Genomic DNA, 21,162 nt, shown 5'->3' on the forward strand with positions numbered 1-21,162 from the left:
TCCCAAATCAGTCCTGACAATATATAGTTATAACATAAGGGAAAAAAAAGTGCAAGCATTTTTTTATTTTTAGTAAAAATTTTTAAGAACCATAGCAGATCTTCCCAAAAGAGAAATATGAAGATAATATCCATCCATTTTATAGTAGAAGTCCTCCAATGTAAAGCTCTCCTTTGTAGTCAGCATAATTCGCTGTAATCTGGAATTCGATTGAAGCCCAATTTCCCATGCAGGGACTTCTATACTTTTTTCATTTTCGTCATTATTAATCAGTACAATAATTTGATCTTGGTTATTGAATCTTCCATAGACTATTACATTTTTTTCACCTACTAAAAATTTAATGGAACCAAATTTTAATACGTTATATTTTTTATGAAGTGCAATGGCTGCTTTATGAAATTCAACCAATTCTATATCCTCCTTGCCCCAAGGATAGCTTCTCCTGTTGTCAGGATCGGTAAAGCCGCATACGCCTGCCTCATCTCCATAATATATCGTCGGTGCTCCTGGCCAAGTCATTTGAATAATGACCGCTTCCTTAAATATTGCCTTATCAATCCCCTGACCCGCCTCTTCTGAGCTGTAATGTCCCAAGCGTCCTACCTTACCGTTTGTTCTTGTTAAAAATCTGGAATGGTCATGATTGGACAACTCATTCATTGCAGTTTGCAATGCACTGCCATTTAAGCTTGCCATGTGATGTCTCATAGCTCCAAAAAAGCTGCCCGCATTTCCTTTTAAATCTTCTCTGTATTCATCACTGTGTTTTTCCATTCCTGTCAAGAACCATGATACTGGCTCCATAAATGCATCATAGTTCATAACAGTATCCCATTCATCACCCAAAAGCCAATCCCTTGGATCGCCATAATGCTCAGCAAGTATAATGGTATCTGGATTGCATTCTTTCACAGCCTTACGAAATGCTTTCCAAAACTGATGATTATATTCATTGCTATGACCCAGATCAGCCGCAACATCCAAACGCCATCCATCGATATGATATGGGGCGGAAACCCATTTTCTTGCTACATTTAACATATATTCATATAATTTAGGTGAGTCCTCGTAATTTAACTTTGGCAATGTACTATGCCCCCACCAGCCATCATATTCGTTATTATAAGGCCATGTTTCATCCGTATAAAATTTAAAAAAACTTTGGTATGGACTTTCCTCGGATACAAAAGCACCTTTCTCATAGCCTTCCTGATTTTCGTAAATTTGCTCTCTGTCCATCCATTTATTAAAAGAACCACAATGATTAAATACACCATCCAGAATCACTTTGATACCTCTTTGATGTGCCATTTGTACAAGCTTTGCAAAAAGTTGATTACTTGCTTCAAGATTTTCTTTATCTGTTACCCTCTTAATGTATTTACTTGCATGCTGATTGACATTATCATATGCAGGCAGACATTCACCGCCATCATTAACAATTTTACCAAAATGAGGATCAATATAATCATAATCTTGGATATCATATTTATGATTGGATGGCGATACAAATAAAGGATTAAAATAAATCACTTCGATTCCCAAATCCTCTAAATAATCCAATTTATCTATTACACCTTGCAAGTCTCCACCATAAAAATCTCTTACATCCATAATCGCAGGGAATCGATTCCAATCCTCTACCTTACTTACCCCATCCTGAATGTAAATATATTCTCTATTCTCAACATCATTACTTTTATCTCCATTATAAAAGCGGTCAGTAAATATCTGATATACAACGGCTCCTTTTGCCCATTTCGGTGAAGTATAACCCGGTAGAATCATAAAAGAATAGTACTCTTGTACCTCTTTTGTCACTCCAAGCTTATTATAATAGCATTTTATTTTACCTATCATAATTTCAAAATAATAATTCACAACCTCGCCTGCAACAGATAATTCCAACTTATAAAAATCAAATACACCTTTTGTCTCATATCGCGTCATTTCATAGCGAATGCTATCTGCTATTAAATACACAGCATCAACATTATCCTTTTCTGCACGAAATCGAATTGTTACCGTTGAAAAAGCCAAGGGTTCAGTTGGTATACGATAATTCTCAGTCTCATCTGAAAACAATGCGTTCCTATTTAATGGGGGTCTCATTTGCGATAAATATAATTGTTTTTGAAATATTTCTTCCATGTTATCCATTGCAGACTCCTCTTCTCAAAACATATAACTCTTAAATATATTCTATAATATACCCTTGTATTATACAAGGTATTTCATTTTGTTTTGTACTTATTTTCATACAAGTTCATTATCAAGCTTATGCTCATTGCCTACCACAAAACTGATATATTTTCTATAAAGAATAAAGCGGACAAGTCCGCATCAGCTCTCTAATCCCTCACACATGAGGGACTTGACCGCTTTTCCGCGCCGAATGCTGTCACGCAGTGACATTCTCCTCTTGCATTCGTGCGCATTGTGTTTTATTTCATAGGAATCAAAGCTTTTAACGTTACCACAACAAGGTCTTTCCTATGAATGAATAAAGCGGACAAGTCCGCATCAGCTCTCTAATCCCTCACACATGAGGGACTTGACCGCTTTTCCGCGCCGAATGCTGTCTCGCAGTGACATTCTCCTCTTGCATTCGTGCGCATTGTGTTTTATTTCATAGGAATCAAAGCTTTTAACGTTACCACAACAAGGTCTTTCCTATGAATGAATAAAGCGGACAAGTCCGCATCAGCTCTCTAATCCCTCACACATGAGGGACTTGACCGCTTTTCCGCGCCGAATGCTGTCACGCAGTGACATTCTCCTCTTGCATTCGTGCGCATTGTGTTTTATTTCATAGGAATCAAAGCTTTTAACGTTACCACAACAAGGTCTTTCCTATAAAATAAAGAAATTAAAAAGACAGCCATCCGATCTGCTGTCTTTTTAGGAGAAGGTATTTCTTTTTATGGGGGTGTAGCAAAAACTATATAATGTATTGGGGGGTTTTACAAGATTTATTATAGCACTCGAGTCAATATAAGTGTGCACAAAGATTAAGTTTTTCGACACATTTTTTTATATAATGTAACTATATAATGCAAACGTTTGCATTATATTTTATAAATTATGCCAATTCTTGTCCCAAAACTGCTTTTCTATTTGTAACAGGCATTTATTTGTTACAATTTGTATCTTTTTTCAATTCTGGCACAAAATAGTGAAAATTAATTTTTCTTTTCAACAAAGCAGACAAGTCCGTATCAGCTCCCTAATCCCTTACTCATGAGGGACTTGACCGCTTTGCCGCGCCGAATGCTGTCATTCTGTGACATTTTCCACTTGCATTCGTTCGCATTGTGTTTTTATTTCATAGGAATCAAAGCTTTTATACGTTACCACAACAAGATCCTTATATGAAATAAAGTAACAAAATAGCTCTTTGCATAAAATGCAAGAGCCATTTCTTTCTTAATGAAATATTAATAAAAGCAAGCCATGCCAAAACCCATAATTCCACAAATCAAGCATATCACTTCTATTATTTTCTCAACCTTTGGATGAATCAAATATACTATTTTATCATGCTTTTTATAATTAATATATTTATTCAAAGCTATTATATCATAAATAATAACGCAAATTAAAACTCCAAGCCGCTGAAATTTAATTGCATTTTTCATCATTTCGTTATACAGTGGATTCTCTGCTGTATTATTAAAAAATTCAACCACTTGAAATATCAAGTATAGTCCAGTAAACACTACTGCTGTAAACTTATAATTATCGACTTTTCCGCTTTTGCCTTCTACAATCATAATTTTCCTCCATTCGTGTCTATACTGCTATTCTACTATTTTTGGTTGGCTGGTTCAATGCTAATATTCTTACCTTTTATTTTTGCATTTTCCATTGCTTTTAGAACCTCTGAAGCATATTCACGTGGTACCTCTACAAAGGTATATTTATCATACATATCAATGCTTCCTACTAGTTTTCCAGGCATACCGCTTTCGCCTGCAATTGCACCCAAGATATCACCTGGACGAATGTTTTGCTTCTTACCAATATTGATAAAAAGACGAACCATACCTTCCTCAGCGCCAGTGTTTCCAAAATCAAATTCCCTTGGCTGCTCTTCCTGCTTCTCTCCTAACGCCAGTGATAAAAATGCTGCTGCCACATCCATCGAAGTGTAGTCTTCTTGATTAAGATGTTTTTCAATAATATCTATCATTAATGTTAAATCTTCTTCCTCAATAATACCCGATATTTTTTCCAACACCTTATCTACTTTTGTATTTTTTACATCATTTAAAGATGGAATCGGCTGTGCCAATATCTTAGTCTTACAATATCTTTGGATATCCTTTAGCTTATAAACATCCTTACCTACAACAAAGGAAAAGGCTCTTCCCTTTCTGCCTGCTCTTCCGGTTCTTCCAATTCGATGAACATAGTATTCATCATCCTGTGGCAAATCATAGTTAAATACGATATCCACATCATCTACATCAATTCCTCTGGCTGCTACATCAGTTGCAACTAAAATCTCAGTTTTTCCATTTCGAAAACTGCTCATAACTCTGTCCCTTTGAGATTGCTTTAGATCTCCATGAAGTCCTTCTGCAAAATAGCCTCTTCCCTGCAAAGCACTTACCAACTCGTCCACCATTCTTTTTGTATTGCAAAATACAACAGAAAGTTTTGGATCATAAATATCAAGAAGTCTGGATAATACCTCTTCTTTATTCTTAGGCTTTACTTCATAGTAATATTGTTCAATATTCGGAACCGTCAGTTCTTTCTTTACTACCTTAACCGTCTGTGCATCATTTTGATAAGTTTTCGCTATATCCATAATTGCCTTAGGCATAGTTGCAGAAAATAATACGGTCTGTCTTTCTTCTGGAATCTGTTTTAGAATTGTTTCTATATCCTCACGGAATCCCATGTTAAGCATTTCATCTGCTTCATCTAATATAATAGTGTGTATATGATCAAATTTGACTGTCTTTCTTCTCATATGATCCATAACACGTCCCGGCGTACCAATGACAATCTGCGCTCCTGCCTTGAGGGAACGAATCTGCTTTACAATATCCTGACCACCATAAATCGGTAAAATCTTTATCCCATGCATAAATTTGGAAAGGTTTCTGATTTCTTCAGCCACCTGTATAGCTAACTCTCTGGTTGGACAAAGAATAATTGCCTGTATATTCTTACTCTTAACATCTACTTTTTCAAGTATCGGTATACCAAAAGCAGCTGTTTTTCCTGTTCCTGTCTGAGCCTGTCCGATGGCATCCTTTCCGGACATAACAACTGGTATTGCCTTTGCCTGTATCGGGGTTGCTTCTTCAAACCCCATTTCTGTAATTGCTCTTAATATTGGTTCTGATAATCCTAATTCATCAAATCTCGTTACTTCCATTTATTTAAATTTCCTTTCTTTTGAAAACCTTGTATCAACTATAAAGCTAATTTTTATTTTCTCAATCGCGTAAAAAAAAAGCACTAATACACTATGTATTGGGCTTAACTTAATTACAACTCATATATAGTTCTTAAGACAAAGCATAACATAGTAAGTATATCTTATGTATTTAAATTTGTCAAACTATTATTTTTTCCAAAAATGTATTATAATAGGAACAGATGAGACTACAATACAGACTGCCTTATAAAGGAGATAATGATGTGAAAATACTTTTTTTAGACTGGGACTGTTACGGCAAAAACGATTTGATAAGTGTCCTAAAGGATCTTGACAACACTGTGGATATCATGTCACTTGAATTGAAATCACATGTTGGTTTGGATTATGAATTTATAGATAAGCTTAAAAGCAAAATAATAAAAAATAAATATAGGGCTGTTTTTACACTAAATTACTATCCTGCTGTATCAGAGGCCTGCAATCAAACAACTGCCAAATATGTATCCTGGATATATGACAGCCCGTTTATTAAGTTATATTCAGCGAATATAATAAATCCTTGTAATTATGTATTTATTTTTGATAAATTTACATATCAAGAACTGGCATCAAAGGGAATTAAAACCGTTCATTATCTTCCCCTTGCCGTGAACGCAAAAAGACTTCGCCAAATACCTGTTACAAATCAGGATAGGCTTAACTATTCTTCTGATATTTCCTTTGTTGGATCTCTTTATAATGAGGATCACAATTTATACGACAGACTAAGGGATAAACTGGCTGCTCGAAATGATACTTACACAATAGGCTATTTAGAGGGACTGATGCAGACTCAGCTTAAAATATATGGTTTTAACCTGCTTGAGACATGTATTCGCGATGATATTTTAGCTAATATGGAGACTGCTATGAAATATCAGATTGAACCTGACTCCTTTGCTACAACACGTTACGTGTATGCTAATTATTTTCTGTGCAGGAAAATCACTTCAATGGAACGAATTCTTATCTTAGAATCTTTGTCTTCACATTTTGATACAAGCCTTTATACGTTTAATCCTGACATAAAGGTTGGTAAAGCAATCAATAAAGGTCCTGTTGACTTTTATACTGATATGCCAAAGGTATTTCGGCTTAGTAAGATTAATTTAAACATTTCATTAAAGAGCATCCAATCCGGTATTCCACTTCGTGCCATGGACATTATGGGAGCAGGAGGATTTTTACTCAGCAACTATCAAGAAGATTTTTTTGATTATTTTGAACCGGATAAAGATTTCGTCTTTTACAGCAGTATAGACGAGCTGCTCGATAAGGCCAATTATTATCTTCGCCACGACGAGGAACGTCAGACCATTGCATCAAACGGCTTTCGTAAGGTAAGCAGCGAGCATAATTATACGCTTAGGCTTAAGACCATGCTCGATATGATTTGCAGTTAGAAAAAGGAAGACACTTAAAGCGGTCTTCCTTTCTTGATTCTTCTATTGATTGGATAAATAAGTAATAAATATACCCCCTGCTGTTTCAAACAGGTTGGTACTGTCGTTCATACCTATTTTATAAATGGTTCCTTTTAAAGGATTCATAACACTTATATTTAATTCATCATATCCAACAATTAACACTTGAGTATTATCATCCATTTTTGCTATGACAGGTGAACCTTTACTTACATAATAAAGCGCAGCACTCAGCGATGCATGTGACATTTCCACGATTGTTCCATCAATATGATCACTAAGAATACTAACTGCATTTTCTCCCTTATCCATTAAGGAGGAACAATCTACATTCTTTCCGGAAAGCTCTAAAATGCAATCCAGACAAGCCGCTAAACTATTTCCGTTTTCCTCTAGACGAGGAGTAATGCCACTAATAGAGGTTCGAATTAGCCGATTCCCTCTCTCCCAAATATATTCTTGATTCTTGTCTACTACAACACCGTACAAGCTGTCTGCTTCTATAATAGCCTCACTTATATTTTGAAAAATTCCCTGAAGTTCCCCTTTTGCATATACAAAATATTTATCCTGCTGCTTCTTAGTTGATTTAAGCTTTAATGTCAAGTCTTTTTCCGATAATATCTGTTTCGGCATTACAAGAGTAGGCATCTTTTCTTTCAGGCTATATCCCAGTACTAATTGCTGCTGCGTTTCCTTTGTTTCAGTCACGATGGAGTTTTGTGAGGTTTTGCCTTTATCCACATCAAGACTGTTCATAATACTATCGTCTTCTATATAAGAATAGCCAGTATCATTCAAGGTAACTCTTGTTAATTTAATAACATTATCAATAATTTGTGCATCTGAAATATAAATACCATCCTGCTGATATTCTTCTATAATATCTCCATTACTGTCTTGAATTTTAAGACAATACATCGGAAATAGAGTCACACCGGTATCATCTGTAATAATATCTTCTGCCTTTGTCACACCATAGATAAAATCATTGTCCATAAAACCAATTGGAATAACCCTTTCATCATCTCCTACCTCAACTGTATTTTTCTGACCACCTGAAAGATCTAAAATCGTAATCTTAGTAGAACTTTTAGCATTCTCTCCATTTTGCCATGCTAAAATACTATTATCCTTTGAAATAACATAACCTGCCAACGGCAGATTGTTAACCACCTCCGTATAGCTTTGTTGTGCTAAATCAACACAATAAATGGAGTCGTCAATATCAATATACATTTTATCCTGTTCATTTAAATAAACAAAATTACTTATGGATTGTTTCATCATTTGATATGGATGAGTAGATGGTATAAAAAGTCTTTCCTCTAATGTATTTAGATTACTGCTATAATAAAATACATCAATTCCAACCTGCCCCTCATAATCTCCACGATTCATGTATCCATAAACCAAAAATGCAACATTTCCTTCGTCATCTACATCAAGTACCTTGATATCAAACTGATCATAGTTATCTCTGGTATCCAAAACGTCATCTCTAAAACTAAAAGCCTTTACTATTTTATTCTCGCTGATATTAAGAACATATAGTTCACCCTCCTGAACAAAAGCGACCAAATTTCCACTTGGATTATCCTTATATTCTATATTTTCATCTCTAATTCCTAGTGTCAGGCGATTATCCTTAAATACCGAATTGCTCTCATCAAAAATTTGAGTCATACTTCGTTCAAAATCCAGCAAATAAATTCTGTCTTGTGTGTAACGGATTCTATAATATTCTTTTACATTGTAATATTCAATTGAGTCATTTTCATTTTGTATGCTAACAACATATTTTAAAACTATGCTTGCTGTCTGACTATCAATTTCCTTAATTTGTGGTATCGGCTCCGTTTCTCTTGTAGCATTTAACTGCCCCCAGGTAACCTGTTCGAATTTAGAATTAATTGTTACCTTATTAAAGCTCGAACTATCTCCTGATGAATTAGATTCCAGATAAATAACAAGATCCTCCGCCTGGCTCTTATCAAAGGTCTTTTGATTAAACTCCTTAACAAAATCAACTTTTTCCTTGACATTTAACTTATCTTTTTTAATAATTCTTGTATAATAATTGATATTTTCCGCCGTTTTAGTGCTTATAATAATTTTAAGTATATATTCCTTATTATCTTCCAGAAGATTTTTTATGTTTAAATTTGCACTAAAATAATCACCATTATCCTTAAAATCAGTTACTTCCGTTTGTTCTACAAGCCTCGTTGTATCCGAACTCCTTACTTCATAGGACAACTTTAAAATTTTGCTTCCATAATTATTAATTGTGATAGGTAATACTCTGTCTTCGGAAAGCGGGGTGATAGTATCTCTCATATAATTTGCTTCCATATCGTCTGCATATCCATGAAGCTCGTTGATGTTGTTTTCAAAGCTGGTCAAATATATAGTAGGAAAGGTTGCTTCTCCCATCGTTGTAATCTGATTTTGATCATCTTTTCCCCTCCATTGAGTTAAAATAAAGATAAAAATAAAGAAAACGGCAGCTAATATGATACCTTTTATTATGGTTTTTTTCATATGTTCTCTCCTGTCTTCTTTTTCACCAAAAGCTTTTCTAATGTAGGAGCAACACCAAGAAAATCTTTGCATGCATTATATTTTTTCAGATTATTTGCAATTTTCTCATCTTTTACTGCCCGTATTAATATATTCTTAGGCGTATGTTCCATGTCAATGAACTCCAATATCTGAACCTTATAACCTTTGCTCTCCAACAGTTCTGCCCGAAGTGCATCTGTGACTAGCGCCGCGATGCGTTCCTTAATTAAACCGTGCTTTAATACCGGCTCTAGTATTTCATTATGAAGCTGTTTATTGAGTTCATGCTGGCAACAAGGTACCGACAAAATCACATTTGCTCCCCATTTGACCGCCTTTTCAAGCGCATAGTCTGTTGCAGTATCGCAGGCATGCAGTGTCACTACCATATCGACAGAATCCACACCTTCAAACTGTGCAATATCTCCCTTATAAAACCTCAATTTCTCAAAACCGTATTTTTCACTTAGTTTATTGCAATGATCAATCACTTCTTCCTTTAAATCAAGTCCAATGATTCTTACATCATTACTCTTTAAAACTTTAAGATAATAATACATAGCAAAGGTAAGATACGATTTACCACAACCAAAGTCAATGATTTTAATCTCCTTTGAATTTGACAGCTTTGGTAATATATCTTCAATAAACTCTAAAAAACGATTGATTTGCTTAAATTTATCATATTTTGCTTTAATGATACTTCCATCACTTGTCATGACACCTAAATCAACAAGAAATTCTACGCTTTTTCCCTCTGGTATAATATAGCGTTTCGTTCTATTATGATTTAATTTTATTGGACTGCCTGGCACTGCATCATTTTGCTTTTTATTTATTGTGATTTTTCCTTTTTTACTAACAAGCACGGTTGCATTCATTAAACTATGTTCAATTTGCAGTTGTTTGAAATTTTTAGTAATATTATTTACAATTTCCTCTTGTATAAATTCGGCTTTATAATTCTTATGAAGTACCTTTGTTCCTACATAGATTGTCTCTTGAAACCACAATTCTTCTTTCAGTAGAATTGGTCTTACTATAATCTTATTTGGCCCTTCGTTCTCTCTGGGATTGCTGATTATTATCCTGATCAGTTCTTTATCTAAACATTCATTTAATATAATATTGATTTCTTCCATTTTTTTCACCTTATTAAATATAGTCACAGCATTTTGCTATGACTATATTTTAATTCCTTTATAGTAAAACCTCAACCTTATTTTATATTTTTATCAGCAATTTTTCATGTATTACCAATATAACCGCCTGCGGCATCTATCATGTCTACATCTTCTTTTATACATTTCATTAAATAAAAGAACATCAATCATATCCATAACAGATCCATCGTTGCATCCAGGCCCATTACATGGCTCCTGCTTTGGTTTTGGAGGCGGCATTGGCTGTCTGTAATGATAACCATAATTCATCATGTAAATATCTTCTTCCTTTGATTCCTCTTTAGCGTCCACGACTGCTTCATTCTTGCTGATTTTATTATAAACATCCATACCAATTTTGCGCAATCCAATTTTATCAGGATATTCATCAAACATAATGCTGCCTTCATACTCCAATTTGTCACATTCATCTTCTACTAAAGCCTGAATTTCTTTGGCTTTTACGGGATAAAGGCTTTTCATATATTCTTTGTCTTTTTCCATTATCATCTCTTGACTAGAATCCAGTGAATAACGAAATCCAGAATAAAAAGGGATTTGACCATATCCAAACGGCATATAGTTTCTGTAATCCATAAATACTCCTTTATTTACTTAATTATATAATACTATATGCATATTTGATATAATGGTCACTAACTATTTTTTAATCATCATAACTATTAAGTACTTTCTAGTTACCGATACACGATGCAAAAATAAGATTTCTTTTTATTATGAAAATATAAAATTCATTTTTCATCCAAAATACCTAGCGCTTTTCGTTTCCTGAATCGTTACTAATAATCTTCATTAATTAATGGAGTAGACAAATAAATATAAGTAGCCTCTTCTTCTTCGTTATAATTCATGGCAAGGCTTACATTTATTTTTTGGTTTCCCACTTTTTTATACTCATTTATATACTTGCTATAGCCATATATTACATACATGTCATCGCTTCTTTGTTCTGTTTTAATGTCTGTATCAAGTTTTTTAAGTAAATCATCGGCTATGATATTTCGCTCTTCAAGATTTAACTCTTCCGGATACTTTCCCCTCATACTGACTGTAATTTCTCCGTTAACCTGATTGTTTTTTATAATATCCTCTAGTTTATTTTTATAAGCTAGTGCGCAATCTGCTGTATCCAGTAATTTTAGTTCTACTGTCACATATTGTTTCACACCAATCTCATGATTTTGTGAATCTGATTCATAAGTGAAAAATTTAAGGGTGGTTTGTGCTCTCTTTGCCTGCTTAAACAGAACAACTTCCCCTTTTTGTTCTTCTCTTTGCTGCGTTATTTCATAATTGTCATCGATACCAAGTTCTTTTGCAATTTTTGCCAGTAGATCTTTTGCTCCTTCTGTACTTAAATAATCTCCAGCGTATTCTCCATTTACGTTGATTGTACTTTCCTCGTTTGAAAAAGCAGCCTTACTAAAGGCTTCCACAATTCTGTTTTCATCTACCTTTTTACCGTCTCTTATATAGCCTATTCCTAAAAATACCCATATTGCTACAATTAAAAATACCATTATTTTCTTCATAAAATACCTCCATCTGGTAATACTCGATTACTATTTCGATTTACACCAAATAGTAACTTTGAAACTATTGTTATTCCAAGTATTGACAGTTGGTCTGTATTTTATACATGATAAAAGAGTAGCGGCTATTATCGCCATTAGTTATAAACTAAGGTAGATAAATTTCTAATTTAATGATAAAATAGGAGCAAATAGAATGTAACTAATCATACATTCATCCTAACATAATATAGATGTCATATAAAACAGCTATCTAAGATTATACCTTAATTAAGGAGTAAATGGAACCATGAATACATTTAATATGATATACGATGTTGTTAAGAAAATTCCCAAGGGAAAAGTAGCTACCTATGGTCAGGTGGCTGCACTTGCCGGCAATCGAAGATGGGCAAGAGTGGTTGGTTATGCCCTACATGCAAATCCAGATCCTGAAAACATTCCCTGTTATCGTGTTGTAACCAAAGATGGAAAACCTTCAAATGCTTTTGTATTCGGAGGAATCAATGAGCAAATCAAGCTATTAGAAAAAGATGGTATTGAATTCAAAGACGGTGTGGTGGATATGGAGAAATATCAATGGGATACACCAATGATTTGATTATTTCTTAATAGTTTCCAAATAATTTTTAACAAAAAAATCAAATTCTTTAAAACGGATTATTTACTTGATTTATTAAAAAACAAAAGCGCCGCTTAATGACTGACACTTAGTCATATGCGACACTTCCATTATTACTCTAATTTAATCTACTTACCACCAAGTTCAATACGAGTCAGTGCTCTTCGAAGCGCCATTTCAGCGCGAATCTCATCAACCTCGTTATCACTGTTATTAATTCTTCGCTCTGCGCGAATCTTTGCCTCCATTGCACGATTTACGTCAATCTCATAAGGCCATTCTGCAACCTCTGCAAGTATAGTAACCTTGTCCTTTAAAATTTCCACAAATCCCGAATAAAGAGCTGCCAGTTTTACTTCATTTGGCTCTGTAATCCTTACAATTCCCGGAACCAAAATTGTTGTAAGCGGAATATGGCCTTTATAAATACCTATTTCACCTTCACTTGTTTTAAGTTCCACCATTGTAATGTCTCCCTCATAGAATAATCTATCCGGAGATATAATTTTTAATCGAAATATTCTATCATCTGCCATTTATTTCACCCCTTACTTCTTGCAGCGGGTTAAAACATCATCAATATTACCGGCATTGAGGAAATAACTTTCCGGAACATCATCATGCTTACCGTCAAGTATTTCTTTAAAACCTTGTATCGTTTCATTCAACGGTACATATTTACCCTCTAATCCTGTAAACTGTCCTGCTACGAAGAAAGGCTGTGATAAAAATCTTTGTACTTTTCTAGCTCTTGCTACAACAATCTTTTCTTCCTCAGAAAGCTCATCCATACCAAGAATTGCAATAATATCCTGCAATTCTTTATATCTTTGAAGAATCTCCTGAACACCACGAGCTACCTTATAATGCTCTTCTCCAACGATACGAGGATCAAGTATTCTTGATGTAGACTCTAATGGATCTACTGCTGGATAAATACCAAGCTCTACGATGGAACGTGATAAAACAGTGGTTGCATCCAAATGTGCAAATGTAGTTGCCGGAGCTGGGTCAGTTAAGTCATCCGCAGGTACATATACCGCTTGAACGGATGTAATTGAACCATCTTTTGTAGATGTAATACGTTCCTGTAACGCTCCCATCTCAGTCTGTAAGGTTGGCTGATAACCTACGGCTGATGGCATACGGCCAAGCAGCGCTGAAACTTCAGAACCTGCTTGCGTGAAACGGAAGATATTATCAATGAATAATAACACATCCTTTCCACCTTTATCACGGAAATACTCTGCCATTGTAAGTCCCGTTAAACCAACTCTCATTCTTGCTCCCGGCGGTTCATTCATCTGTCCAAATACCATCGTTGTTTTACTGAGAACTCCTGATTCTTTCATTTCATAATAAAGGTCATTTCCTTCTCTTGTTCTTTCACCAACTCCAGTAAATACAGAATATCCACCATGCTCCGTAGCAATATTTCTAATCAATTCTTGAATCAATACTGTTTTACCAACACCAGCTCCACCAAATAGTCCAATTTTTCCACCTTTTTGATAAGGACACAATAAATCAACTACTTTTATACCAGTTTCCAATACTTCGGTTGAAGTTGATTGTTCCTCAAACTTTGGTGCTTTCCTATGGATTGGTAAATATTGTTCTACCTCTGGATTAGGCTTATTATCAATTGGATTACCTAATACGTTGAACATACGTCCTAATGTATTTTCACCTACGGGTACAGATATTGGTGCTCCGGTTGACTCAGCAGCCATTCCTCTGACCAAACCGTCTGTAGGACCCATGGCAATACATCTTACTGTATCATCTCCCAAATGCTGTGCTACTTCAATAACCAATGTTCCTGTTTTAATCGGAACATTAATTGCTTCATTAATTTCAGGAAGTTTTCCTCCACTAAATTTAACGTCAAGTACCGCACCTATAATCTGAGTGATTTTACCAATATTTTTATCTGCCATTTTCTCTCTCACTCCTTTTACCGGCCTAGCTGATAGCATTGGCACCGGCTATGATTTCTGTTAATTCTTGTGTAATTGAGCCTTGACGCGCTCTATTATATTTCAATGATAAGTCACTTATCATTTCTTCAGCATTGCTTGTTGCAGAATCCATCGCCTGCATTCTTGCACCATTCTCACTTGCAACAGCCTCGACTAACGCACCATATATCAAACTAGTGATATATTTAGGAATAATCATATTTAAAGCTTCCTCTTCCTCTGGTTCATAATTCATCATGGTAAGCTTATCCGTTGTCGTCACTTCGTTATTACTTTCCTCATTCATCTCTACTGGTAAGAGTTTCATTAAGGTTGGTATATGGCTTACTGTATTTTTGAATGATGTATATGCTAAGTAAATTTCTCCTATTTCTCCTTTTGCAAATTGATTTAGGACTTCTTTACTTATTTCTGCTGCATCCTTATAAATCGGCTCATTAATAACATCAGAGTAATCTGTCTTTATCTCATAGCCTCTTCTTGCAAGAAAATCTTTACCTTTTCGTCCAATCGCATAGATGTATGCGTCTTCCTTAGGTATATCACTGTTTGTAATCAGTTTGGTAACATTTGCATTATATCCACCCGCAAGGCCTCGGTTAGAAGTAATAGCAATAACTGCTTTCTTCTTCGACTCTCCTGCAACTAGATATGGATGATTAATATTACCTGACTTTGCAAGCATAGATGTAACCGTTTTATACATATAATCAAAATAAGTCTTTGACTGTTCCGCACGAGTTTTTGCTTTTTGCAGCTTTACGGTAGAAACAAGCTTCATGGCCTTAGTAATCTGCTGAGTACTCTGAATACTGACTTTACGTCTTTTAATATCTCTCATTGATGCCATGATCGTTCACCTTTCTTTCTTATGCGTTTTTTGCACATAATAGTAGATATGAAAGTTTGATCTTTCACATGTTTCCTATCTTATTTGAAATTCAGCTTGAATTCGTTAATTGCTGCAATAAGCGCTTGTTCTGTGTCATCAGACATTTGCTTTGTCGTTTTAATATCCTCTGGAATATTTGGATATTTAGATGAAATAAACTCAAATAACTCAGTTTCAAATCTTAGAATTTCTTCAACGGCCACATCGATTAATAATTTCTTGGTAACAGCATAAATAATAATAACCTGATATTCAACTGGCATAGGTTTATACTGAGGTTGCTTTAATACTTCTTTAATACGTTCACCCTGAGACAATTTTTCTTTTGTATCTGCATCTAGCTCTGATCCAAACTGAGAGAATGCTGCCAGTTCTCTATACTGTGCCAATTCAACACGAATAGGAGCTGCAATTTTCTTTATGGCTTTAATCTGAGCTGCACCTCCCACTCGAGATACCGATAACCCTGCATTAACAGCCGGTCTAAAACCTGCATTAAACATTTCTGTCTCAAGATAAATCTGACCATCTGTAATTGATATTACGTTAGTAGGAATATAAGCAGAAACGTCACCCGCCTGTGTTTCAATGATAGGTAAAGCGGTTAAGGAACCTCCTCCCAACTCATCTGATAATCTGGCTGCACGCTCTAATAATCTGGAATGTAAATAGAATACATCTCCAGGGTATGCTTCACGGCCTGGTGGTCTTCTAAGCAGCAATGAAAGTGTACGGTATGCAGTAGCATGCTTTGATAAATCATCATAGATTACCAATACATCCTGACCCTTCTCCATCCACTCTTCACCAATTGCACAACCTGAATATGGAGCTATATATTGTAATGGTGCCAGCTCACTTGCTGTAGCAGCTACTATAGTTGTATAATCCATAGCGCCATACTCTTCTAATGTTTTTACAATGGTTGCAACAGTAGAAGATTTCTGCCCAATTGCTACATAGATACACTTTACACCCTGACCTTTTTGATTAATGATTGTATCGATTGCAATTGCTGTTTTACCGGTCTGTCTGTCACCGATAATTAACTCACGTTGTCCTCTTCCAATTGGAATCATTGAATCAATTGCCTTAATACCTGTTTGTAATGGAGTGTCTACAGATTTTCTGGAAATTACTCCTGACGCAACTCTTTCAATCTGACGGAATTTATCGGACTGTATCGGTCCTTTCCCATCAATTGCTTGTCCTAGTGCATTTACAACACGTCCTATTAATGCATCTCCAACCGGAACCTCTACTACACGTCCTGTTGTTTTTACCGTATCACCTTCATTAATGTTACTGGTATCACCAAGTAATACCGCACCAACATTATCCTCTTCAAGGTTCAATACCATACCGTAAATTTCTCCGGGAAATTCAAGAAGCTCCCCCTGCATTGCATTTTCAAGGCCATGTATACGTGCAATACCATCTGCAACCTGAATAACTGTACCAACATCGGATACTTCAAGCTGAGCGGCATATCTTTTAATTTGTTCTTTAATAACTGAACTTATCTCCTCCGGTCTTAAATTCATGGAGCCAGTGCACCTTCTTTCCTTATAATTGTCAATGTCCCTGACATAGCGAAAACCGTGAAATCTTCACAAGTTCCTCTAGTCAAGTCTTATAGTTGTATTTTAGATAAGTTTTTAGACATCTCATAGAGCTTTGTTCTGATACTGCTATCTATGACTCTGTCTCCGATTCGAATTACCATTCCACCAATCAAAGCCGTATCAACAGAATATACAATATCAATCTGCTTGTATTTGGTGATTTGAAGAAGTCTATTCATTAGCTCCTTTTTCTGTGTTTCATTCAGCTCTACTGCAGCTGAAACATAAGCCAAACCAATGTTTTTATACTCCTTAACTTTATCAAGGAAATATTCAAATATATATGTAATTTCGTTATATCTGTCCTTCGTCACAATAATATGAATAAAGCCGGTTAACTCTTCACTGATTCTTCCCTTAAAAATCTCTTCCATAACATTGTTTTTTTCTTCCTTAGTAATCTTAGGGTGATTCATTAGCTTGTGCAATTCCGCATTTTCCTGAAGAACCTGAAGAATCCCATTTGTTTCTTTCACAAAAACATCTACCTTATCTTCCTCAAGTGCCAGTTCAAACAATGCATCACCATATGTTTTTGCAACTAGCTTAGCCATGTATTATCACCCATCTCTTTTATTGTTTCATCAATCAAAGTATCATGTACTTTTACATCAATTGCGTTAGCTACAACCTTGCTTGCCATTAAGGAAGCAATGACAATCATTTCTTTTTTCATTTCATCCACAACACGTTTCTTTTCTAATTCTACCTCGTTATTGGCACGCTCTATGATTTTGCCCGCCTCTAATTTAGCTTCGTCAATAATTTTTGCCTCATTCCTTAAAGCCTGCTTACGTGCATCGCTTAATATAGTCTCTGCTTCCTTATTAATATCTTTTAGCTTTGCGTCATACATTTCTTTTAAAGCAATTGCATCTTCTTTTTCCTTAGCCGCAATATCCTGATCGTTTCTAACCTTATTCTTTCGTTCTTGCAAAAGCTTTCTAACAGGATTAAACAGCATGTATGAAAGAAATATAAAAAGAATAAAAATATTAACACCCAGTACAGCTACATCAGCTAATAATTGAGGATCCAGATTAAATAATCGTTCCAAGGTTCAGCCTCCTTTCATCTAATATTTGCATCAATAGAACTATCTATTGTATTATACATTGCACAACAAAAATTAAAGTTTTCCAAGTAATGGATTTGCAAATAATAGAATAATTGCGATAGCTAGTCCGTAAAGACCTGTTGTTTCAGCTACTGCCTGTCCTAAAAGCATTGTTGATGTAATATCAGACTTTGCACCTGGATTTCTTCCTACTGCTGATGCCGCATGTCCTGCCGCATGTCCCTGTCCAATACCAGGTCCGATACCAGCGATCATTGCCAATCCCGCTCCAATTGCTGAGCAAGCTAAAATTAAACCTTCGTTCGTAATTTGTGTCATAATAATTTCCTCCTTAAATTTACTATTATTCTTCTGATGCCATTTTATCTGTGACAAATACCATTGTTAACATACAAAATACATATGTTTGAATTACTCCTGAAAAAATATCAAAATAAATGTGAAGCATTGATGGAATACCCAATGTAATAAAAATAGGCAATAATCCATATATCAATGCCATTAAAACAGTCCCTGATAAAATATTACCAAAAAGACGTAGTGATAATGAAAACGGGGTTGCAATTTCACCAATCAGGTTAATAGGAAACAAAAATGGTAATGGTTTAAAAAGTCCTGTAAAAGCTCCTATTTTGTTATCCTTAATATTGATAAATTGAATCATACAAAATGTAATTATTCCCAATCCGAATGTAACGCCATAATCAGCTGTAGGCGGCCTTAGTCCCAGTAGTCCTGATAAGTTGCAAAATAGTATAAATAAAAATAGCGTTAAAATATAGTTTGCAAACTTTCTACCTCTGGCTCCCATAATTCCATCAACCATCTTATCAAGCATTTCTACCACCAGTTCAGCAATATTTTGTAAGGTTCCCGGCGTGTCTTTAGCATTAGCTTTTTTAATTTTCCTATTAACTGCAACCGCAAAAATCATTAATACAATCGAAACCAAAAACATACCAACATGTGTTGTGGTTAGCCATAATTCCTGACCAAATAAGTGATATTTTAGTAAACCATGAATCATAAAGTCTACGTTGGCTTCAGCCAACAAAAAACTGCTTGAACTGGCTCCCATATCTATCATACTCTCACCTTCCTTTACTTATATATTTTTGTAAAATTTTATGAGTAAACGGCTGTAAATAAGCCGCTACTTTCAATCCCATAATACCAATGATAGCGGTAATGATGCTACCTGTGTTAAAATAGCATAAAATACAAAGTGTAATTATAACCACAAGTGTACGAAATCCATAAGTTTTACTGATATGTTTTTGTGCTCCAGCTTCTCCAAAATCAATTGCATCCTCTATAGAAATATGCATATGGACACACATAAAAAATGCGAGAAATATTCCAATAATTAATCCAACAGAATAAAATATTTTATCCTGAGTAACTATAATTACAATTACTTCTGCCAATAAACCATATATTCCAATAATCAGCAAAAGTTCTTTAACAATAGCAGGAAACCTTTTAAACATAAATTACTCCTTGTCGTCTTTACTTGCATTCTTAGCAAGAATATATGTATTTCTGCCTCCTGCCAGTATTCCCAATATTAGTAAAGGAACAAAAACAGAAATTGAAAACTTATCTTCCAGATAAACGCCCAAAAAAGTGCATAAAAAAATAGGAACCAACATGCTAATACCTAGTTGCGTAATTAATGCCAATGTTTTATACACGCTTTTCCTATATTTCATCCATGGCGCTCCCTTCAACATAATAATAACATGTTAATATTATACCATTAAATCATATATTGTCTACAAATTCCTGACTATTTGAGACAATATTAATATATTTTTAACATTTTATTGTAATCATTTTAACAAAATATCTCAATCATACTGAATAGTTTAATTTGTCTTGTAATAACATAGTACATTCGCAATGCTTGCAATTCCAGCGTTTACTGACTAACGGTCATTTCTTTCCCGTCACTATTTACTGTAATATCTCCGTCTTTTGTAATAAATACTTCCGAGTTTAGTTCTGTTAACATTTTCATAACATCTTTGTATTCTTTTTTCTTATTACATGTAATAATACTATATTTTGGTGAAACTGCTTCTAAAAATTCTTCCGAATTTTCCATTAACCTTCCATGATAAGGTACCTTTAAAAGCATGCTTTGTATGTTTGGAATTTGTTTTAATAATTCTTCAATTCTTGCCTCTGTTGCATCTCCGGCGAATAAGAAATCCGTTTCTCCAAATATCATTTTAATGACAAGTGAATAATCATTTTGACCTTCAAAGGTTTTGCTTAAAGGTGGATATATCGTTAATTGTGCCCCGCCAATGGAGAGCTCCTTTTCTTCAGTCAATGTTAAAATACTAAGTCCTTTGCTGGCAGCCGCCTCCTTATATTGTATATAATCATCATTGTTTACTTCACAATTCGTCTCAATAATATTCTCAACATTTAATTCATTGATTACCGTATCGGCTCCACCAATGTGATCCTTATCCGGATGAGTCAATATCAAATAGGCTAAGGTGTCAATTTCTCTCTCTTTTAACCAGCCGACAAGATCTTCTCCATTCTCATCATAACCTGTATCTATCATAATGGCACCTTCTGACGTTTCTATTAATATGCAGTCTCCCTTTCCAACATCAAAAAAAGTAACATCTATCGGTTCCCATACTTTATTCGCATCTTCATTCACTGTCTGCTGTGAATCACTTTCCTGATTTATCGTCTTACGATAACGTCCAATTCCAAAAACCGTAAGTAAGATAGCTAATACTACTATTTCCAAAATAATAATTTTCTTCGGCTGTTTTCCCATAATAATTCTCCT

At 34.8% G+C, this 21,162-nt stretch carries 20 protein-coding genes; 2 read left to right on the plus strand and 18 right to left on the minus strand.

The window, feature by feature from the left end; genetic code table 11:
* Positions 1 to 69: 69 nt before the first annotated feature.
* The 3 genes from C8E03_RS09070 to C8E03_RS09080 all read right to left on the minus strand — a co-directional run bounded on the left by C8E03_RS09070 (position 70) and on the right by C8E03_RS09080 (position 5,395).
* Positions 70 to 2,163, minus strand: a complete 2,094-nt coding sequence (locus tag C8E03_RS09070; RefSeq protein WP_110290869.1) for a glycoside hydrolase family 13 protein — start codon at positions 2,161 to 2,163, stop codon at positions 70 to 72.
* 1,277 nt (positions 2,164 to 3,440) lie between these two features.
* Positions 3,441 to 3,776, minus strand: a complete 336-nt coding sequence (locus C8E03_RS09075) for a hypothetical protein (protein ID WP_094377406.1) — start codon at positions 3,774 to 3,776, stop codon at positions 3,441 to 3,443.
* Between the two features lie 35 nt (positions 3,777 to 3,811).
* Positions 3,812 to 5,395: a DEAD/DEAH box helicase gene (locus C8E03_RS09080; RefSeq protein WP_094377405.1), complete on the minus strand. Its 1,584-nt coding sequence runs from the start codon at positions 5,393 to 5,395 to the stop codon at positions 3,812 to 3,814.
* 266 nt (positions 5,396 to 5,661) lie between these two features.
* On the opposite strand from C8E03_RS09080, the gene C8E03_RS09085 reads away from it, so the two are divergent.
* Positions 5,662 to 6,843, plus strand: coding sequence for a CgeB family protein (locus C8E03_RS09085; protein ID WP_170122956.1), 1,182 nt, complete (start codon positions 5,662 to 5,664; stop codon positions 6,841 to 6,843).
* Positions 6,844 to 6,885: 42 nt separating this feature from the next.
* Here C8E03_RS09085 and C8E03_RS09090 read toward each other — a convergent pair whose 3' ends face one another.
* From C8E03_RS09090 to C8E03_RS09105, 4 genes are all read right to left on the minus strand, one after another.
* Positions 6,886 to 9,408 carry a hypothetical protein gene (locus C8E03_RS09090; RefSeq protein ID WP_110290870.1) on the minus strand — a complete coding sequence of 841 codons (2,523 nt, stop codon included), beginning with the start codon at positions 9,406 to 9,408 and terminating at the stop codon, positions 6,886 to 6,888.
* The gene (locus tag C8E03_RS09095) at positions 9,405 to 10,571 is read right to left on the minus strand and encodes a class I SAM-dependent methyltransferase (protein ID WP_110290871.1); all 1,167 of its coding nucleotides are present in this window, start codon (positions 10,569 to 10,571) and stop codon (positions 9,405 to 9,407) included. The genes C8E03_RS09090 and C8E03_RS09095 overlap by 4 nt, the downstream gene beginning before the upstream one ends.
* A gap of 111 nt (positions 10,572 to 10,682) precedes the next feature.
* Positions 10,683 to 11,189: a hypothetical protein gene (locus C8E03_RS09100; RefSeq protein ID WP_094377401.1), complete on the minus strand. Its 507-nt coding sequence runs from the start codon at positions 11,187 to 11,189 to the stop codon at positions 10,683 to 10,685.
* A gap of 203 nt (positions 11,190 to 11,392) precedes the next feature.
* On the minus strand, positions 11,393 to 12,145 hold the full coding sequence (locus C8E03_RS09105; protein ID WP_110290872.1) for a YwmB family TATA-box binding protein: 753 nt from the start codon (positions 12,143 to 12,145) through the stop codon (positions 11,393 to 11,395).
* A 289-nt stretch (positions 12,146 to 12,434) separates the two neighbouring features.
* On the opposite strand from C8E03_RS09105, the gene C8E03_RS09110 reads away from it, so the two are divergent.
* A complete protein-coding gene (locus C8E03_RS09110; protein ID WP_094377399.1) occupies positions 12,435 to 12,746 on the plus strand; it encodes an MGMT family protein in 312 nt (103 codons plus the stop codon).
* A 149-nt stretch (positions 12,747 to 12,895) separates the two neighbouring features.
* Here C8E03_RS09110 and atpC read toward each other — a convergent pair whose 3' ends face one another.
* The 11 genes from atpC to C8E03_RS09165 all read right to left on the minus strand — a co-directional run bounded on the left by atpC (position 12,896) and on the right by C8E03_RS09165 (position 21,150).
* Complete coding sequence (gene atpC / locus C8E03_RS09115; RefSeq protein ID WP_094377398.1) at positions 12,896 to 13,303, minus strand: ATP synthase F1 subunit epsilon; 408 nt, start codon at positions 13,301 to 13,303, stop codon at positions 12,896 to 12,898.
* A gap of 12 nt (positions 13,304 to 13,315) precedes the next feature.
* Positions 13,316 to 14,707: a F0F1 ATP synthase subunit beta gene (gene atpD / locus C8E03_RS09120; RefSeq protein WP_094377397.1), complete on the minus strand. Its 1,392-nt coding sequence runs from the start codon at positions 14,705 to 14,707 to the stop codon at positions 13,316 to 13,318.
* A gap of 25 nt (positions 14,708 to 14,732) precedes the next feature.
* Positions 14,733 to 15,599, minus strand: a complete 867-nt coding sequence (atpG, locus tag C8E03_RS09125; RefSeq protein ID WP_094377396.1) for an ATP synthase F1 subunit gamma — start codon at positions 15,597 to 15,599, stop codon at positions 14,733 to 14,735.
* A gap of 80 nt (positions 15,600 to 15,679) precedes the next feature.
* Positions 15,680 to 17,185: a F0F1 ATP synthase subunit alpha gene (gene atpA, locus C8E03_RS09130; protein ID WP_094377395.1), complete on the minus strand. Its 1,506-nt coding sequence runs from the start codon at positions 17,183 to 17,185 to the stop codon at positions 15,680 to 15,682.
* A gap of 89 nt (positions 17,186 to 17,274) precedes the next feature.
* Positions 17,275 to 17,820: an ATP synthase F1 subunit delta gene (gene atpH / locus C8E03_RS09135; RefSeq protein WP_110290873.1), complete on the minus strand. Its 546-nt coding sequence runs from the start codon at positions 17,818 to 17,820 to the stop codon at positions 17,275 to 17,277.
* Positions 17,808 to 18,323, minus strand: a complete 516-nt coding sequence (gene atpF, locus C8E03_RS09140) for a F0F1 ATP synthase subunit B (protein WP_094377393.1) — start codon at positions 18,321 to 18,323, stop codon at positions 17,808 to 17,810. The genes atpH and atpF overlap by 13 nt, the downstream gene beginning before the upstream one ends.
* A gap of 72 nt (positions 18,324 to 18,395) precedes the next feature.
* Positions 18,396 to 18,662 (minus strand): ATP synthase F0 subunit C, encoded by a 267-nt coding sequence (gene atpE / locus C8E03_RS09145; RefSeq protein WP_094377392.1) that lies wholly within the window; start codon positions 18,660 to 18,662, stop codon positions 18,396 to 18,398.
* A gap of 25 nt (positions 18,663 to 18,687) precedes the next feature.
* Positions 18,688 to 19,422, minus strand: a complete 735-nt coding sequence (atpB, locus tag C8E03_RS09150; RefSeq protein ID WP_094377407.1) for a F0F1 ATP synthase subunit A — start codon at positions 19,420 to 19,422, stop codon at positions 18,688 to 18,690.
* 13 nt (positions 19,423 to 19,435) lie between these two features.
* Complete coding sequence (locus C8E03_RS09155) at positions 19,436 to 19,834, minus strand: hypothetical protein (protein ID WP_094377391.1); 399 nt, start codon at positions 19,832 to 19,834, stop codon at positions 19,436 to 19,438.
* Positions 19,835 to 19,837: 3 nt separating this feature from the next.
* Entirely contained in the window at positions 19,838 to 20,056 is a 219-nt protein-coding gene (locus tag C8E03_RS09160; RefSeq protein ID WP_094377390.1) for an AtpZ/AtpI family protein, read from the minus strand.
* A gap of 209 nt (positions 20,057 to 20,265) precedes the next feature.
* Entirely contained in the window at positions 20,266 to 21,150 is an 885-nt protein-coding gene (locus tag C8E03_RS09165) for a ComEC/Rec2 family competence protein (RefSeq protein WP_110290874.1), read from the minus strand.
* Between the last annotated feature and the right edge of the window lie 12 nt (positions 21,151 to 21,162).

Origin of the sequence: Lachnotalea glycerini (genome assembly GCF_003201285.1) — a bacterium.
GTDB classification, from domain to species: domain Bacteria; phylum Bacillota; class Clostridia; order Lachnospirales; family Lachnospiraceae; genus Lachnotalea; species Lachnotalea glycerini.

Coding starts and splice junctions, on each gene's coding strand:
- C8E03_RS09070 (WP_110290869.1), bottom strand. CDS start 2,163: ATGGATAACATGGAAGAAATATTTCAAAAACAATTATATTTATCGCAA.
- C8E03_RS09075 (WP_094377406.1), bottom strand. CDS start 3,776: ATGATTGTAGAAGGCAAAAGCGGAAAAGTCGATAATTATAAGTTTACA.
- C8E03_RS09080 (WP_094377405.1), bottom strand. CDS start 5,395: ATGGAAGTAACGAGATTTGATGAATTAGGATTATCAGAACCAATATTA.
- C8E03_RS09090 (WP_110290870.1), bottom strand. CDS start 9,408: ATGAAAAAAACCATAATAAAAGGTATCATATTAGCTGCCGTTTTCTTT.
- C8E03_RS09095 (WP_110290871.1), bottom strand. CDS start 10,571: ATGGAAGAAATCAATATTATATTAAATGAATGTTTAGATAAAGAACTG.
- C8E03_RS09100 (WP_094377401.1), bottom strand. CDS start 11,189: ATGGATTACAGAAACTATATGCCGTTTGGATATGGTCAAATCCCTTTT.
- C8E03_RS09105 (WP_110290872.1), bottom strand. CDS start 12,145: ATGAAGAAAATAATGGTATTTTTAATTGTAGCAATATGGGTATTTTTA.
- C8E03_RS09110 (WP_094377399.1), top strand. CDS start 12,435: ATGAATACATTTAATATGATATACGATGTTGTTAAGAAAATTCCCAAG.
- atpC (WP_094377398.1), bottom strand. CDS start 13,303: ATGGCAGATGATAGAATATTTCGATTAAAAATTATATCTCCGGATAGA.
- atpD (WP_094377397.1), bottom strand. CDS start 14,707: ATGGCAGATAAAAATATTGGTAAAATCACTCAGATTATAGGTGCGGTA.
- atpG (WP_094377396.1), bottom strand. CDS start 15,599: ATGGCATCAATGAGAGATATTAAAAGACGTAAAGTCAGTATTCAGAGT.
- atpA (WP_094377395.1), bottom strand. CDS start 17,185: ATGAATTTAAGACCGGAGGAGATAAGTTCAGTTATTAAAGAACAAATT.
- atpH (WP_110290873.1), bottom strand. CDS start 17,820: ATGGCTAAGCTAGTTGCAAAAACATATGGTGATGCATTGTTTGAACTG.
- atpE (WP_094377392.1), bottom strand. CDS start 18,662: ATGACACAAATTACGAACGAAGGTTTAATTTTAGCTTGCTCAGCAATT.
- atpB (WP_094377407.1), bottom strand. CDS start 19,422: ATGGGAGCCAGTTCAAGCAGTTTTTTGTTGGCTGAAGCCAACGTAGAC.
- C8E03_RS09155 (WP_094377391.1), bottom strand. CDS start 19,834: ATGTTTAAAAGGTTTCCTGCTATTGTTAAAGAACTTTTGCTGATTATT.
- C8E03_RS09160 (WP_094377390.1), bottom strand. CDS start 20,056: ATGAAATATAGGAAAAGCGTGTATAAAACATTGGCATTAATTACGCAA.
- C8E03_RS09165 (WP_110290874.1), bottom strand. CDS start 21,150: ATGGGAAAACAGCCGAAGAAAATTATTATTTTGGAAATAGTAGTATTA.